Genomic DNA, 16,301 nt, shown 5'->3' with positions numbered 1-16,301 from the left:
TAAGGAGTGCCTCTAAACCTCCTTCTAGATAACGGTTCAATAAGTTTCGTACAGTTTGATGAACAAAACCTACTGATTTAGCTACTGCTGTTAAATTCTGACATTCAGAGTAGAGAATGAGAGCTTGAATTTTCCTATGGTGCTGTGCATTCTTTTTATCTTTCAGGGCTTGCTTCAATTCGCTAATTTGATATTCATTTAGTTCGACTTTCATACCTTATAGTATACAGCTATTTTTGTTTTTTGTTAAGTATAAGTAAGCCAAGGAATCAATTCCTTGCCTCATATCTGTTTTACCAGTTATCAAATGAACCTGACCTAAATCGCATAAATTTATCCTAGTGAACGAGCGAGAATCTACCATATCAATCTCCATCCTGATGATTTATAAGATTAGTATAGCTAGATTTCTAGTTCGGTTAAAGATACCTTGTTATTGGGCGCTTACAAAATCCCTGCCAAAAATACAGATAGAACAAAGATCTCAGATGCCATACTCGCCACCTTCCTTTCATATCTCCAGTATAGACCCTAATCTAAACAGAAACTAGAGAATATCATTCGGTAAAACTTGAATTTCATCTGCTCACAAAAAAGAGACCAAGACAAAAAGTCTTAATCTCTTCCTTTCGGGGTTATAAGCAACAAAAGTAACAGCCAACCACTAGAAACTTGACCGAGCCATTTAGCACTTAGCCGCAAACAATTATTCGTCCCAATCGTAGTCACAAGATAAAACGATCTCTTTTATCTTGTGACAAGTGCATAGCTTGGTCAAATTCCAAACAGAATTTGACGTTTATGGATCAGTTGCTTCACCAACCATCAGGTGTAAAACGCTCTATAGGGGGGAGTTATCCCTCAGCCTCTTTAGTAGATAACCTTGTGAAAAGCAAAATTTTGTCAACTCTATTGTGTACTTGCAAATTTTGACTACCAATACCTAAAATAGTTTCGTTAAGAGACTGTTTTTTCTTTAATACAAGTGGACTCTTTCTAAAGCTTTAGCCCCGTTCCTTTAAAGTTGCCGCGCGTATTTGCTTCTCAATTTCTTGATACAAGACATCCAGCTCTGACCCCTTGTGATTTTTTATTTCCAATTTATCGAAAAAGATAGGAACCGATGCCCTTTCAATCTGAAAAAGATTACCTTGAAAAAAGGTTCGTCCCGTTTTCCGATCCACAGCAACCAAGGATGACCGCCAACGAGCCCCCTTCCTATCTGGCCTCCAAGATACCTTCAATTGGGGACCATGATAGTACCAGCCCATTAACAACAAGTCTGCACCAGCATCAGAAAATCTACAAACTAAAGGCTGAGATTCCCCTTGCGGCCAAAAAGGTCGAAAATCCTGAATCCCTTCATAATCTCGATATTCGAAATCCGCTTGACCAAACTCTCCACCATCCCAAGTTCTAGCATCTCGGAAAGGATTGTAAACATCTTCAGAAACTTCCTGCCCCCCTGCTAAAAACATCAGCTCTTGAGGCTGGTAGTAGCGTATCCAATCACGATCCCCCTTCCCCTTACCAGGAACCTGTAAAACCTGAGCAGATTCTCGAGCCACATTCGGAATTCGATTTAAGCCCGCCTGTAAAGATTTTTCATCAAAAAAACGAATCCTCTCCAAACGCGAAGAATAACCTTTCTCAGAGCGATTTAAAATCTGAACCGAATCTGCAAGCTGAAACACAATCACAAACGTCAGCCCCTTGCGTTTCTTATCATAGCGCAAAATCGGCACCTGATTCAGAGGATCATTTTTGAGAAAAGACAAATATCGTCCCGCCTTAACAAGGCGATTATGGGGAAATACGACCATATGAACACCTTTCATACTATGTTGTTACTATTTCGACAAAAAATGTCCGCCCTATTACTTCAAAGAGTAGTGGGCGGTACAATTACTATTATGCTACTAGATTTGAAAAAAGAAAAATCTAGTTATCAAATGCTTACCTACACTATACACAACATTCTTATGATCTATTTTTACCTAACTCTTCCTCACTAAATGACGAAAATCACGTGCACTTCTCTTGACTAAATTTGCCAGAGATTGACCAGATTGAGCATAGGAGCCATTGGAAGACCAAAATGATCTATCATCAGAATTCCATCTTGACTTCGTAGGCGAGCGGAAGCCTCGTAATCTTTTTCGTCGAAAGCGAGGATCATGCCGTCCAATCGGAGCAATATCTAAATCCTTATGACGACAAAATCCACCGTAATTAAAGCTAGCTCCGTTAATAATTCCCGCCTCTGATACTCCTTCCGGATCCAAGATATTCAGAAAACGTCCTTGGCTGTCTAATATAAACTCAACTCGTTGATGATAAAGGACTTTTAAATTCACACTCGCTTGATTATCTGGATAGACCCTTGTTCCTTCAACCAAGGAAAGTTTCTGATGCAAACGACCTCGATCCCACAAAGTATAACATCGCCCTTTTAGATAACGCGCCAAAGCCTCTCGGTCCGTCATCCCTGACTCACGAAAATGCTCCCGAACATACTGAGCTTGCTGAATCGAAATTAGATACCGAAGCTGGTGAACCTGCCGATTGAGAAGCCCCGGCTGATCCAAAGTATTTTTAGGAAATGCTTGCTGCACCAGCTTGACCAACTGCTTCCAAAATCGATCATGTGGTGCCAAGTCTGGATCAAAACTAGCCAGCAAACGCTGCAATTCTAGCGGATCTTCCGTAAGATCCTCAGGCATCTGGAGAAGAGACATTAGCCAAATCAGCAGCTCCTGAGGAGTCCGGACTTGTCGTTTTTGAGTCCATTCAGCATGGAAACGAGGGCTACCGATTGTTAAAGCGAATGATGAATGCATAGATTTTATCCTTAAAAGTTTTATTTATCCGATAGTATAACAAAGATTCATTTATTTAGGAAAAGCATAAAAGCGTTGAGACAGCATCAATTAAAAACTCCAACTTTGAAACTGCTATTTCAGCAAACAAATATTGGAGTTTTTAATTTTTACTGATAATTTATGACCTCAAATATTCTATTGCCATCTAAATCAGGACCATAGAATTGTTTGAATCTATCATACCCAAACAATTCCGATAAATCTCGATTGCTTATGATATATTTAACGTTTAGTTTCTCTAAATCGTTAACCGACAAGCTAATATTTAGAACATCAGGTGAGCTATTTTCCATTGTTGTCTCATTACCAACTAGTAGATAACGCATATGAGAATAGCGATTCCACTGCTTCTCCATTTTTGAATCCGGATCCAAGATACTCATCAGTTCAATATCCGGATAAAAACGGACTCCATCAATCGATTTTGCACCAAGCATTTGAGGTAATTGATAATAATATCCATTTTCAGTCATCCAAATGGCATTACTATCCTTATTTTTAATTTTACTAATTTCTAATGAAATTGCTTTGTCCTCAATGACATCCAAACCGCTTACTACAGGATTTACTGTCATACCAGACAGTAAAATCAATACAAATAACGGAAGTACAAAAAATTTTTTTCTAAAAACAGACAGAATATAAGAGAAACTAAATGCAATAAAGATAATCAGGGAGGTTGTTCTACTAATGTAGTGAATATCCAAATACTCATTGATAATTAGATATGAATAAAGCAGAAATGCAGGTAACATTCCTACAATCAAGTAAAGAACCCTATTGCTCATTTCTCTCCATACAAAACCAATAAACCAGAGACTTGCGAATACTCCCATCACAGAAGCTGCCTGCCATGCACGACTTGATGTAACAAAACTAAACAATGTTATCTTTGAAATAACTTCCGGGATTTCTACAAAAGTGTAAAGTGCTAATAAGCTAGTAAAGCACACAAGAAATAACCCAAAACTATTCTCCACTATCTTATATTTTTTAAATATAAATGGGATTGTCAAAATGAAGAAAGGGACAAATTGAAAACTAGTAGATAGTTCCACTTGATTATCGTGTTTCGGAATTCTAAAAGGTAAGAGAATATTTTGAAGAAACTCAACTAATTGTGCCATCTCTCCCTCTCCACCAACACTTATCCGACTTCCTGGATAGACTGTATTTAATGTCAGACTTAAAGCCTCTTTACTATCCCAAAGACTCACTCCAATGATTGAAAGAGATACAATCAAAGTGATAACCATCAAAATAGAATCAAAAATCTGTATTTTTTTTGCTTTAATTGCTCCTACGAACTCAATCAAAAAAAATACTCCAACCAGATACGCAAAAGGAATTTGGAAAGCTGGATAAGTAACTAATACAAACCCAATCATGGCACTAGATAGAAAAAATGCCATTAACATTTTCACCCACTTTTTATCCTGGTTGAAATAATGATAAATACTCACCATCAGCAGCAATGAATAGAATACCACATCTCCAAGATGTTGCATAAACCACCATTGAATGGCTGGAGTAAAAGTAATCCATAAAGCTCCGATACTAGAAAGCAATTTATTTTTTCTAGTCAAAATCATGGAAAATTCATAAGCTAGCAAAAGCATCGCAAGTAATTTAAAACACCAGTACCATGACAAGCCCTTAGAAGCACCCAAAAATAGAAAGCCCCAATTGAATGGTTTACCCAAAACCGAGATATGCCAGACTGGTGAGTTATAAGCAACAATCATATTTTGCCCAGAGACAGCATAGTTTGGATTTATTAACTGATTTCCACTGTTAGCTTGAGCTAAATATAAAGGAGTTTGTACTAGCCATTCATCTGAACGAATCATTCTCGGAACACCGGCAATAGTACCATCTGAACGTGATGGAAATGAAAACCAATCCGTTAGATTTTTCTGAACATCAATTTCTTCTGCATCTCCATCTAGATCATTTATTGTTACTCCTCTAGAATGATTCCTTGTTTCACTAATCCCATAATTATTCCAATTACTTATTGAACTACCATGAAGATTGAAGGAAATACCTAATATAAAGAACAATACTGCGATTACATAACGGTATTTTAAAATACTATTTCCAAACTGCCTCAGATTGTAAAAAAATCCAGATTCTCTATTCCTTTGCATTTCTTGCATAATAATCATAAACTTTCAATTCATATTGCATACGATTTTGCCTTACAAACGTATCTAAGATAAATCCAGCCACAAACGATAGCGCAGCAAGTATCATCAAACCTGTTGCTAAAACTGCAGAAGGAAGTTTAGAAATAGCCCCTGTGTTTGTAAATTCTGTAATGACAGGTAAACCGACAAGTAAACCTAGTACAAAAAACAAAACTGTCAAAATACTGAAAAAAATTAACGGTTTATAGTCTTTAAAAAGATTAAAAATCATTTTCAAAACTTTAAATCCATCTGAAAAAGTACTCAATTTAGATTCACTTCCCTCAGGACGATCCTTATAGGTTATTGGCACCTCCACTAGCTTAAAACGCTTATCCAAAGCATGAATAGATAATTCAGTTTCTATTTCAAATCCAGGTGATAAGACTGGGAAGGTTTTAACGAACAATTTATTAAAACCTCTATAACCCGTCATAATATCATTGTACTGACCTTTATAAAGTCTATTGATTAGCCATCTCACCAAATTGTTCCCAAATCCATGAAAACCACGTTTATTTTCTTTCTCATAAGTCCCATTAGATAAACGATCTCCAATAGTCATGTCAGCTTGGCCTTGTCGTAAAGGAGCTAGAATTTTTTCAACTTCATCAGCAGGATATGTATCATCTGCATCGGCCATAATATAGTAATCCGCTTCAATCTCGCGAAACATCGAGCGTACCACATTTCCTTTTCCTTGCCTCGGCTCAAACTTTACAATAGCTCCTGCTTCGCGAGCCAACTCGTTTGTACGGTCACTAGAGTTATTATCATAAACGTAGATATCAGCATGGGGAAGAATTTTTTTAAAATCTTCAATTACCTTGACAATCGTTACTTCTTCATTGTATGCCGGTAACAAAACTGCTATTTTTTTTGTCATTTTTTCTCCTATTTTGGTATAAATACATGAATCACAACAATTATGATCTATGGTAATTCAAAGAAAATCTGATTTTGAGCACTATACCCTTTTCCAGAAGTAATATCATACTGAATTAATTCCAAATCTTTCTCTGCCTCACGATCTTTTTCAAACTGACCTTCAGCATTGAGACGACGCTCTTTCAAAACACTCTCTAGTAAAGCATAATATGGGGATACTTTAGAATCTGTTTTCTCCAATAAAGCAGCACCAAAATCACTTGAATTAATAAGAGGATAATCTTCTTTAAAATGATTCGTATTGGACCAAATAAAGTAGTCTGTTTCAAATTGCAGATGAGGCTGATCTTTAAAAACAGATAAAGGATAGAAGCCTGGAAGATGATCTCCATAAAAGACGACTGTAATATCTTTACTAATGGTTGTTAATTGCTCTAAAAAATCTTTCGTTGCCTTATCCGTGTGATTTAGAAGACGTGTATAACTTGTCAAGTCTCCATTTTGTTGCTCATTAAGCAATGGATTCGTTGCCACCATATCAGCTGGTTGACCAGCAGACCATGGGACATGGTTTTGCATCGTAATAACAGAGAAAAATTGACTCCGATCAGGTTGTATCTTTGCCAACACTTCATTGTATACCGACCGATCACTAACATTCACACCTTCTAACGCTCTATCCGTAATTTTTTGCAGACTTTCACTAGTAAAATACAAATTCTCAAAACCAAGATCCTTATAGATATTAATCCGATTATAATTATTAGCTCCTGATGGATGAATAACAAAGCTATCACTTCCTTTAAAGGAACGAGTAATCGAAGGAAGATAGGTCATATTCGGAACCACCTCTACGTAAATATTAGAGGTTGATCTTGAATAATTATAGAATGGTAGTCCTGTCAAAGTTTGAAATTCCATGTTTGCAGTTCCTCCTCCATAACCATCACTATGCATCAGACCACTACTGGTCTCAGACATAATCTGTTCAATTTCTGGAATCGGATTCTGTGTTAACTGATTGCTCGCAATTCGTTTCGGATCAGAAAAACTCTCACTTAATACAAAAATAACAGTTTGAGATTTCAATGATTTTGTACGGGCTTGGTTTATTTCAACAGCTTTTTGACGATATTTCTCAACTAGTAACTCTATTTGTTCGCGACTATAATTTTCTGGTTCTGCCATAACTATCTGTGTTAATTGCCGGGTCCAAACATAAGCTAATGACTTATAACTCGCATTGATAGAAAGACCTTTCCAAGTAACATCAACCCAGTTATGCAAGACACTAATGACTGGCACATTAGGAGGAATTTTACCGTTTTCCTCACTTCGAAATGTATCTACAGTTAGCTGAGCCATTCCAAGAAAAGTAAATAAAAGGACTACTCTCATTGGCCAAGTTGAAAAAATCTGTTTACTTGGCATAATGATTTGAATATTCCATGCTACATATAGCAAGAGGATCATAACAATAACTGCTGTAAAAAACAATCCAATATCCACAAAAGAAACAAATAGCTCTGGTTCCCTAATCCAAATAAAATCTGTTGGAAGAATTGGCTCCTGTCTATAACTGAACTTAATACTATTTACAATAGTAAAGATGAGACCTATCGTCATAATCAGCAGACTAGCGTAAAGATAGCGATTGAGTAGTACGTAAACTAAGAGAGATACTGAAAAAATGACAATAACTTGAAAAAGCGTTGCTCTTGGTAAAATAAAACGACCGACAACATCTCCTTGTTGTATCAATCCAGACTGGAAGAGGAGATTAAATACAACCGCAAAAACAAAACTAGAAAAAATTGCATTTGCACGTCCAAAGTGATGTAATCCAATTTCTCTTAAACTATTATAAAAACTTGCAAAAAGAACAAAGCCTATCGTAAACCATAGGACAATTTGCCCCATTATAAAACCAGTATAAGTAGACAGTTGATTAGTTTCAGCAATCTTACTAATAGTTCCATTCACAAATTCCAAAAATAAGGGATTCATAACCATTAATGGCGCCATTGAAGCCATCGTCCACACAGAACGTCGAGCACGGTAAAGTCCGGTTCCCTCAAATCGTTGAAAGATATAAAACTCTCGTTGTGCTAAGCGTAAAGCTGACGCTATTGTTAGAATAATCAGTAACGTATAAAAATGGACTTGCGTTAAGGGATGAATCTCAAAAAGTTGTTCAAGTTTAAAATCTGGGTTGTTTAACTGTCTTGACCATTCCAATAAAAATAATAAAGGGAAATAGATTACGTATCCCAATAAAATCGGAATAATTGTTTTTCCACTAACATAAGGTAGAGTCATCAAACCCGCAAATAGAGAAAGAAACAAGTAAAACCACATAATTGTACCTGTGGTTAAACCTAAAAAAGCAGGATATTCTCCAAGATGATAGTTGGTCACCAAAACAAGAGACAAGCCTATCATTAATAATATATAGACACCTTCAAATGCTCTGGCTGACCAATCCTCCTCTTGAATAGCTTTTTTTACTTGCTCATATTTTTCCCGTATATAGCTTTGAATCGTCTCTTCTATCTCACTAGAAAAACCTTCAATCATTGAAGTAATATCCTCGGTAAGAAGTTGGCTTTTAGCAATCGCAAGATGCTTCCATTCCAGCCAACGTTGGGATAAAAATTCTAAGATATAATTCATGAATACTTAGCCACCATCCGTTTAATAATGTACTTTATCGCCCTAGCGGGACCAATCACTATATATCTCAAGGCTCCTTTTATTCCCCCCATGTAATTAAAATCAACCATCGTAGGAGGATGAAGATCTCCATTTAAGTTCAAGACCTTATTATCTACAAAAGGAGTAATCATCCGCGAATTAGGTGCAATGCGAAAATCGTAATTCTGACTCCACGCAATGTAAACCAAGAGACGCTCTATTGCATGCAAAATTGAATTTTGTGGCAATGGTTCCTCTGGAACTTCATTCACATCAAGTTCTAAAGAAAACAATGGTTCTAGAGCATCATATCGGAACCAAACAAAGCTTCCATAGCTCATCACAAATGTATCCATCTTTGTAAAATCAATAGACTTCGCCATCCCCATTCGCTCCCACAATTCTTGCATCATCAGAGCCATCTGATGTTCATTCCAAGCTGTCACAATTCGATTGTAGCGGAAGAAACTTGGAATATCAGCAATTACGAGACCTAGCTGAGGATCTTTTTCAAAATGGGTTAGAATTTCTGCAGATGGCTGAACCAACATTTGAAGTAATTCCTGACGCCAAGATTCTCCTGCCCAATAATCTGCTTCTTTAGACTTCTTCGTATGAAAATGCCCTACATAATCATACTTGGCTAGTTGATCTTTCAATAACAACATTGGGAATAAATCCCGTCCACGATTTCCTGTCAATCGAATTTCTTTATAAGAATCTTCCGCTATTGCTGCTAAAATTTCTGCTTTCTTACTCTCAGTATCTGTTGTAATATAAAGATCATAATCAAATGGAAAGGTCTCAAAAACATCGACAAACTCTCTTAACAGGTCTGTATAAAATACATGGAGATGAATCGCAACACGCCCTTTAAAAGATGTCATTTCAGGTACCACAGGCGATAAATATTTTTCTCCTAATAGATACGGACTATCAGGCTGATTCACCATGGACATATGATACAGAATTAGCTCAATAGGATAAGAGCTCTGAGTTCGAATTGTATCCAATAAATAAGGAGCAATTGACTGATTGGCATCCATTGCTTTCACTTTTAGAAAAGGCAATCGGACTTCAAGAATACGACGAGGATGATAATAGGTAAAATCAGGATGAAGCATCCCTTCAGTCGATTCCCCTATCGTGTCAAATAAGGCCCGGTATTGGAAACCTTGCTCCAGAAAGTACGTTGTCACTCTTGATTCATAATGATCTATTACATCTTGGACATCCCTATACTCTTTAATACCTTGCCAAAATGTCAAAAAACTCTTATCATTAAGAATCGGTTTCTTAAACGTCAAAAAATAACTTTGCAAATGCTCAGGAAATGCTTTTGTCGCTCGAAAATTAGTTAATCCCCAAAAATCAACCTGAGTATCTGCCTCCATCTCTAAAAAGGATGGCTGAAAATCCCAGATAGGTCCAAAACAGGTATCATTCATTAAAGTTACAGAATCATAATCCGATAGATTTGACCAACCAATTTCCTGCATCCCATCACGCCAAGCCGCAAAATCAAAACCACGGTTAACACGTTCCAATAGCTGATCAGCCAACTGAGCAGTAAGGAGATCTTTTTTCATATCCTCTGTAAGAGGACTGTTACTCACAACTAAAACCTTTGTAAAAAGAGAACGTAATTCCTGTAGCTGGTAGCGAACATGCGGACTCATTTCACCATTTTTATTATAGTGAACATAGATAAGCAAACGCTTCATTTCCTTCTCCTAAAAACATTAATAATCGCCGTAGGAATTCTCCAACGCCGTGAATTTTTCATACAAATATTTTCTGCCTCAAGTTCTTCTAAATGGTTTTGCACCTCTGCCAAAGCTGTCACCATTTTTTTAACGAGATAGTCCGGGTGCTCACGATTTTTCATTTGACTCATCTTATAAGACAGACGTACTATCCCATCTGGAATCTGATCAGGGAGGTCATATATCAGTTGAGGATCTGATTCAAAAAACAAATAACCTTGTTCAAAGGCAACACCATTACTCCAACTTACTGCTATGGGCTGGCCATCTTTACATTCAAGATGAACCAAATCATAAAAATTAGGTCGTTCCGAAAGATCCACTCGAATACGACTGCACCCTTCTGGTATACGGATATCAATTTGAGCTTCTTTCCTCAAAGTAAACGAGGAACTACGAGTTTCTGTAAAACCAGATTGATCATCTGAAAAATAAATCGTCACACCTTCAAAACCAAGTCCTTCTGGATCTACAACCGCCTCACTAAGAGACAATTCCAAGTTGTTTGCTCGTTCCAATAACTCCTGCACCAGCTTCTCAGAAATTCTTTCGGGGTATCGAGTAACAAACTTCTTCTGAGTGTCTAAAAGCCGATGAAAGCGCACTGCTTGCTCCTTAACGGATCTAGGTCGCGAATCAGAACCTTGATTAATAACATAGGCTACTGTAGCATCCGGTAAATACGTTAAAGTCGTTCGCTGAAAGAGTTCCAATTGTAAATCAAAGGTGTCATCTGCTGTTGTCAGATCCAACTGCTCATTTACCTCTAGCATCATCGTACGTTCTACTAACCAAGTTGAAGCCATCGTGAAACCACGAGTGGCCAACATTTTTTCATAACTATCCGCTAAAGGAATAGTTCCTGATTCAAAACCAGCTGAACTAACAAAATCGCCGTTTTCATCATAGATATCAAAATCCGTATTAGACCAAGCAGAATCCGGTGTCGCTTCCAACAGATCAACTTGCTTTTGTAGCTTCAATGGATCTAACCAAAAATCATCTCCATCACAACGAGCTATGTACTTACCTCTTGCCTTCTGACATACGGTTACCCATGTTCTAGCAATTCCCTCATTTCTCTCATTAGCAAAAATTCGTACCACATCGGGATGCTCACTTTGAAATGATTGAATCAATTGCCAAGAATTATCTGTTGACGCATCATCAATCACCAATATTTCATAAGAAAAATTTGTTTTTTGCTCTAAAAAACGACTCAAGGTTTGTTCAATCCAAGGTTCCTTATTATAAACCGTACAAATAATTGAGACCATTGGCTGTGTCATAGGTTACTCCTATTCAGAAAAAGTCCACGTTCCATTTCTTTGAATCAAGCCACTAGCAGAATCCAATGCTGCTTGATCATTTGGAGCAATATCTGTTCGTTGCAACATAATGATAGGGGTTTGCGTTGCATCTGAAAAAGCTAGCATATTTCCAGCAGCATCTCGAACAGTTACTTCTAATTTCAACTTCAAATTGTTAACAGATGGAAGAGAGCAGTGATAATAAATTTCTTGATGTCCACAACTACTTCGCTTAGCATCCATGGAATTATCATTGTAAATCCATATATTGCGGTCAATATCTGTCAAAGATAAAGCAATATAGGTCTCCATTTCTTCCCTTAAATCATATTGAATACGAAACTGGATACTATCCGATGGACTAATCTGAGTTGGTGTTAAAAGCTCCAATTGGAAATTCTCCACCAACGTTGGCTCTGAATCCTCTTTTTCCACCACTTCCTCTTGGTGAAGTGGTGCTGTATTATCATAACTATACTGATTCGCTACATTCTCTGGATTCCCGTAAGCTTTCACAAGACCATCTTCGATGAGTACTGCTTTGTTACAGAATTTTTTAACCGCGCCCATATCGTGGGTGACTAGGATGGTTGTTTTTCCAGATTGTTTGCGTTCCATGAAATAGTCATTACATTTACGCTGAAAGGCCTCATCTCCAACTGCCAAAACCTCATCCAGAATGAGAATATCACTATCCGCTTTGATAGCAACAGAAAAGGCTAAGCGTACCTGCATTCCACTGGAATAGTTTTTCAGTTTTTGATTCATGAAATCTCGGAGTTCCGCAAAATCAACAATCTCATCATACATGTCATCAATTTGATTTTGGGTAAAACCGAGTAGAGCCCCATTCAGATAAACATTTTCACGTCCGGTTAACTCAGGGTTGAAACCGACACCGAGTTCGATGAAGGAAACCAATTTTCCATCAATGACAACTTGCCCTTGTTCTGGTTGATAGATTTCAGAAATAATCTTCAAGAGTGTCGATTTACCAGATCCATTTCGACCTAGAATTCCAAAGAAATCACCTTTCTCAACCTCAAAATTGATGTCTTTCAGGACATGTTGCTCTGTGTAACCTTTAATCCCACGTAAGCGATTAATCAGACTCATCCTTAAGCTATTGGTTGCTTCTGTTGGTAGTTGGAAATATTTACTGACATGTTGAACAGAAACAGCGATTTTGTTCTCTTTCACTATAAGATCTCCGCAAACTTTTTAGCATTTTTCTTAAAAATTCCATAGCCAAATATAAAAATCAGCATAGGCAATAAATATGGAATAAGTATTAAAAAAGGATTTGTGACCAGTTGCCATACGGTCGTATTAGCTGGATCAATCAAGAGATACCGAGCATCTTGAATCATTTGAGCCATCGGGTTCATCATCATGATTTTAGCAGCTAGTTCATTTTGATTGGCTACAAAACTAATCGGATAGATAATCGGTGTGGCGTAAAGTCCAGCTTGTAGAACCACTTCCCAAATCTGAAGAGAGTCCCGAAAACGAACAAAAACTGTGGATAACAGAAAGGCCAAGCCAGAGGCAAACAGGCCTAATTCAAGGAAAATCGGTAAAACCAACAGGATTTGCCAGGACATCCCAACTCCATTAATCAAGGCAAATACAAAAACAACCGCTAAATTAATCAAAAAATTAATACCTGCTCCTGCTACTGCAGATAGAACAATGATTTCTTTTGAAAAATTTAACTTACGAATCAAATCACCACGGGAAACAATCGAAACCATCCCCATGGATGTTGCTTCTGAAAAAAAAGACCAAATCACATTTGCCAATAAAAGAGCAACTGCAAAATGAGGAACATCGCCTCCAAGACGTAAAAAGCGGATAAAAACCAAGTACATAATGGTAAACATCATGAAAGGTTTTAATATGGACCACAGGTAGCCAATAGCGGATCCTTGATACCGTAATTTAAAATCCGTCTTGATGAGCTCTTTCATCAAGATCCAGTTTTTCTGCTGAAACAGATTCATGGATTGCTCCTTTTATAAAATAATTTGGTAATGATTAACGTTCGAAAAACCAAGGTATGGAAGCAACGATTTTTTCGGAAACCTCGTCCAAAAATACGTCGGATTCGTTCAACCATTCCTTGATCTAGAATCGTAACAAAGTCCTCTACTAAAGCACGGCTTTCAGGCTCAAGGGATAATTCGAGAAGGTTACGAGCCTGTTCTTGACTATCATGAATTAAAGCCCAATACTTTTGGAAGAGGAGCTGTGGTCGAACCCAGTTGGCCATTCGTTTTCGAAGGGTTCGGGCGCCTAGAACGTTTTGATCGTGCTGGCGATAGAGTTGGGTAACTTGATCGAGGTAGATGAGCTGACCTTGACTAGCTGCTAACAGAGCAAGATACCAGTCGTGCATAAGCAGGTCCTGTTTTTCCTGTCCTGTCCATAGTTTGGCCAAAGTCTGATTAATCAAAGTCACACCACCTGTAACGGTATTCTCAGTTAATTCCGCAAGAAGCGTCGTGTTCGCATGAGCAGATTGACTTTTAATCATACTGGGTGCTAAGACTTGAAGATTCGCATCCACAACGCTAAGATCTGTGTAAACCAAGACTGGTTGACTCGCATCTTCCCTAGCCAGTGCTGCTAGCTGAACCTCCAATTTATGAGGCAGCCAAACATCATCCTGATCTGAAAAAGCGTAGGCATCAGCTTCTTCTTCCTGCAAAAGGGTCCAAAAGCTCCGAATAACTCCTAGATTCTCTTGTTGTTCTGGATTAAGCCAGCGAATTCGAGCATCACGCGCTTGATAGCGACGGATAATCTCATGGGTTCCATCACTCGAGCCATCATCCCGAATCAAAAGACGCCAATCTTGCACAGTCTGCGCCAGAATCGAATCCAACATCTCCGCCAAGTAGCGCTCCCCATTATAGGTCGACAGTAAGATGGCAACAGTCATGAGCGGAATACCTCCTCATAGTCGTCCACAATCTTCTCCCATGAATAGAACTGCTGCATTCTTTTCTTAGCTCCTTCACCAAGATGACTCGGTCGGTTTGTTTCAATTTTTTCAAGAAGAGAAGTTAAGTCACCAGACTCCTTAGACCAATAAAGGGCTGTCTCCTCTGCCACAACTCGGTTAAAATCAACACCTAAAACAAGGTTGACGTCACTATGAGCCAAAGCTTCCAAAAGCCCGGGATTGGTTCCACCAACTTCGTGACCATGGATATAGGCATAGGCTTCTTGGCGAATTTTGTTCAAGAGATCGCTATCATAGACCGTTCCCACAAAACGAATTCGGGAATCCTGATCAAAGCCTGTCTTCTGTCGCAAGGACTCAAAGTAAGAGGAACCCTGATAATTACAGATTAAAACTAGCGGACGCTGAGTCTGACTCTGCATAAATTCGCGAATCATGGTCTCGTAGTTATTCTCCGCCACGAAACGGCCTACAATCAGGTAATACTCGCCGGCACGGAGATTCCATTCTTGTAGAAAACTCTGAAAATCAGACGAATCCGTTGCTAATTTTGACGGTTCCAAATCTGTACCATAAGCAATAGTGGTCACTGGAAGTTGTCCATAGGTGTCCTCCAAATAAGAAGCGATGCCTGGATTATCCGCCACCACTAAATCTGCATATTTCGTCATAGACCGCTCTGCAAGCTTCAGATAAGCACGCACAGGCTTAGGCCACTTGGTACGTCGCCATTCTAAGCCATCAGGATTAACCAAAAGCCGTCCACCTAACCGATGAACTCTCCTCGTAAAGAGCTGAACCAATGGTCCCATCGTATTTCCTAGAATATAGAAAACCGGACGCTCACTCCCACTTTTTTCTGCCAACTTCAGGGCATAGTTCAAGGCCATGGTATCATAGGCAATCACCCGAGCAGGACCCAACTGAGGAGGACAGATTGTGAAGCAGTCTGTTCCCTGAAAATCAAAATGCTGGTAAGAGCCTTCATCCGACAAACAAGCAACATGATAAACAATACGAGAATCTTGTTTGCGGGTAACCAATTCTTGCACAAAGGTCTCAAATCCACCATATTTAGCCGGTAATCCACGACTACCGATAATATAGACGTTCTGCATCTAGACACTCCTTCCCCTAGTTTACATTGCTCCATTATACCATGTTTCCCAAGTTCCTGCGACTAAAAACAGGAAACAATGAAGACCTCAAGTAGTAAAAGTTGAAACTCAGAGAAATTACTTGCCAACTGGTAAATAATTTCTTTTCTACTTTGCTTTTGCTATACTTGGGACAGAATCAAATCTCTTTAGAATAATGAAAGCAGAAAGACCTACTTTTAACAAAGGAGCAAGCTAAGGGATTAATTCTACTATCTAAAAATAATTGCCACAGCCCACAATGCAACCTTAACAAATAATAGCAAAAGAAGCATAGATATTATTGGAATGAATCAAACGCGTTTCATCTGTTTCACAACGTAAGCGCCCAATAACAGAGTATATTGACAAAACTCCAAGATTATAAGCAGATTGCTTTTAATCTTGGAGTTTTCTTTATCTACAATTCTCTTGGATTTTTGGAGCCCATGGTAAATAAGCCTCTAG

At 38.2% G+C, this 16,301-nt stretch carries 13 protein-coding genes; all 13 read right to left on the bottom strand.

What is annotated here, in order from left to right:
• Positions 1–214: helix-turn-helix domain-containing protein (locus E4T71_RS06365; RefSeq protein ID WP_135034965.1), on the bottom strand; the 214-nt coding region annotated here is incomplete at its 3' end.
• Between the two features lie 3 nt (positions 215–217).
• Positions 218–376 carry a hypothetical protein gene (locus tag E4T71_RS09800; protein ID WP_209304475.1) on the bottom strand — a complete coding sequence of 53 codons (159 nt, stop codon included), beginning with the start codon at positions 374–376 and terminating at the stop codon, positions 218–220.
• Positions 377–1,004: 628 nt separating this feature from the next.
• The gene (locus E4T71_RS06360; protein WP_135038204.1) at positions 1,005–1,823 is read right to left on the bottom strand and encodes a hypothetical protein; all 819 of its coding nucleotides are present in this window, start codon (positions 1,821–1,823) and stop codon (positions 1,005–1,007) included.
• Positions 1,824–1,997: 174 nt separating this feature from the next.
• Entirely contained in the window at positions 1,998–2,840 is an 843-nt protein-coding gene (locus tag E4T71_RS06355; RefSeq protein ID WP_135038202.1) for a DUF3114 domain-containing protein, read from the bottom strand.
• A gap of 149 nt (positions 2,841–2,989) precedes the next feature.
• Entirely contained in the window at positions 2,990–5,050 is a 2,061-nt protein-coding gene (locus tag E4T71_RS06350; protein WP_228062366.1) for a hypothetical protein, read from the bottom strand.
• Positions 5,019–5,957 (bottom strand): glycosyltransferase, encoded by a 939-nt coding sequence (locus tag E4T71_RS06345; protein WP_135038200.1) that lies wholly within the window; start codon positions 5,955–5,957, stop codon positions 5,019–5,021. Before E4T71_RS06345 ends, E4T71_RS06350 begins: the two co-directional genes overlap by 32 nt.
• A 47-nt stretch (positions 5,958–6,004) precedes the next feature.
• Entirely contained in the window at positions 6,005–8,632 is a 2,628-nt protein-coding gene (locus tag E4T71_RS06340; protein ID WP_135038198.1) for an LTA synthase family protein, read from the bottom strand.
• Positions 8,629–10,377 carry a rhamnan synthesis F family protein gene (locus tag E4T71_RS06335; protein WP_135038196.1) on the bottom strand — a complete coding sequence of 583 codons (1,749 nt, stop codon included), beginning with the start codon at positions 10,375–10,377 and terminating at the stop codon, positions 8,629–8,631. The genes E4T71_RS06340 and E4T71_RS06335 overlap by 4 nt, the downstream gene beginning before the upstream one ends.
• On the bottom strand, positions 10,374–11,708 hold the full coding sequence (locus E4T71_RS06330) for a glycosyltransferase family 2 protein (RefSeq protein WP_135038194.1): 1,335 nt from the start codon (positions 11,706–11,708) through the stop codon (positions 10,374–10,376). Before E4T71_RS06330 ends, E4T71_RS06335 begins: the two co-directional genes overlap by 4 nt.
• A gap of 9 nt (positions 11,709–11,717) precedes the next feature.
• A complete protein-coding gene (locus E4T71_RS06325) occupies positions 11,718–12,929 on the bottom strand; it encodes an ABC transporter ATP-binding protein (protein WP_135038192.1) in 1,212 nt (403 codons plus the stop codon).
• Positions 12,929–13,732: an ABC transporter permease gene (locus E4T71_RS06320; RefSeq protein ID WP_135038190.1), complete on the bottom strand. Its 804-nt coding sequence runs from the start codon at positions 13,730–13,732 to the stop codon at positions 12,929–12,931. Before E4T71_RS06320 ends, E4T71_RS06325 begins: the two co-directional genes overlap by 1 nt.
• Entirely contained in the window at positions 13,729–14,673 is a 945-nt protein-coding gene (locus E4T71_RS06315) for a glycosyltransferase family 2 protein (RefSeq protein WP_135038188.1), read from the bottom strand. Before E4T71_RS06315 ends, E4T71_RS06320 begins: the two co-directional genes overlap by 4 nt.
• The gene (gene cps2T, locus E4T71_RS06310) at positions 14,670–15,815 is read right to left on the bottom strand and encodes a beta 1-4 rhamnosyltransferase Cps2T (protein ID WP_135038185.1); all 1,146 of its coding nucleotides are present in this window, start codon (positions 15,813–15,815) and stop codon (positions 14,670–14,672) included. Before cps2T ends, E4T71_RS06315 begins: the two co-directional genes overlap by 4 nt.
• Positions 15,816–16,301 lie beyond the last annotated feature (486 nt).

The sequence above is a fragment of the Streptococcus sp. WM07 genome (genome assembly GCF_004570525.1).
Lineage (GTDB): Bacteria > Bacillota > Bacilli > Lactobacillales > Streptococcaceae > Streptococcus.
Note: the sequence above shows the minus strand (reverse complement) of the source record. Positions and strands in the feature narration are given on the sequence as shown.

What these genes read in the sequence shown, in the direction of transcription:
- E4T71_RS06340 (WP_135038198.1), bottom strand. Translation starts at nt 8,632, where the DNA reads ATGAATTATATCTTAGAATTTTTATCCCAACGTTGGCTGGAATGGAAG.
- E4T71_RS06335 (WP_135038196.1), bottom strand. Translation starts at nt 10,377, where the DNA reads ATGAAGCGTTTGCTTATCTATGTTCACTATAATAAAAATGGTGAAATG.
- E4T71_RS09800 (WP_209304475.1), bottom strand. Translation starts at nt 376, where the DNA reads ATGGAGATTGATATGGTAGATTCTCGCTCGTTCACTAGGATAAATTTA.
- E4T71_RS06350 (WP_228062366.1), bottom strand. Translation starts at nt 5,050, where the DNA reads ATGATTATTATGCAAGAAATGCAAAGGAATAGAGAATCTGGATTTTTT.
- E4T71_RS06360 (WP_135038204.1), bottom strand. Translation starts at nt 1,823, where the DNA reads ATGGTCGTATTTCCCCATAATCGCCTTGTTAAGGCGGGACGATATTTG.
- E4T71_RS06320 (WP_135038190.1), bottom strand. Translation starts at nt 13,732, where the DNA reads ATGAATCTGTTTCAGCAGAAAAACTGGATCTTGATGAAAGAGCTCATC.
- E4T71_RS06345 (WP_135038200.1), bottom strand. Translation starts at nt 5,957, where the DNA reads ATGACAAAAAAAATAGCAGTTTTGTTACCGGCATACAATGAAGAAGTA.
- cps2T (WP_135038185.1), bottom strand. Translation starts at nt 15,815, where the DNA reads ATGCAGAACGTCTATATTATCGGTAGTCGTGGATTACCGGCTAAATAT.
- E4T71_RS06330 (WP_135038194.1), bottom strand. Translation starts at nt 11,708, where the DNA reads ATGACACAGCCAATGGTCTCAATTATTTGTACGGTTTATAATAAGGAA.
- E4T71_RS06315 (WP_135038188.1), bottom strand. Translation starts at nt 14,673, where the DNA reads ATGACTGTTGCCATCTTACTGTCGACCTATAATGGGGAGCGCTACTTG.
- E4T71_RS06355 (WP_135038202.1), bottom strand. Translation starts at nt 2,840, where the DNA reads ATGCATTCATCATTCGCTTTAACAATCGGTAGCCCTCGTTTCCATGCT.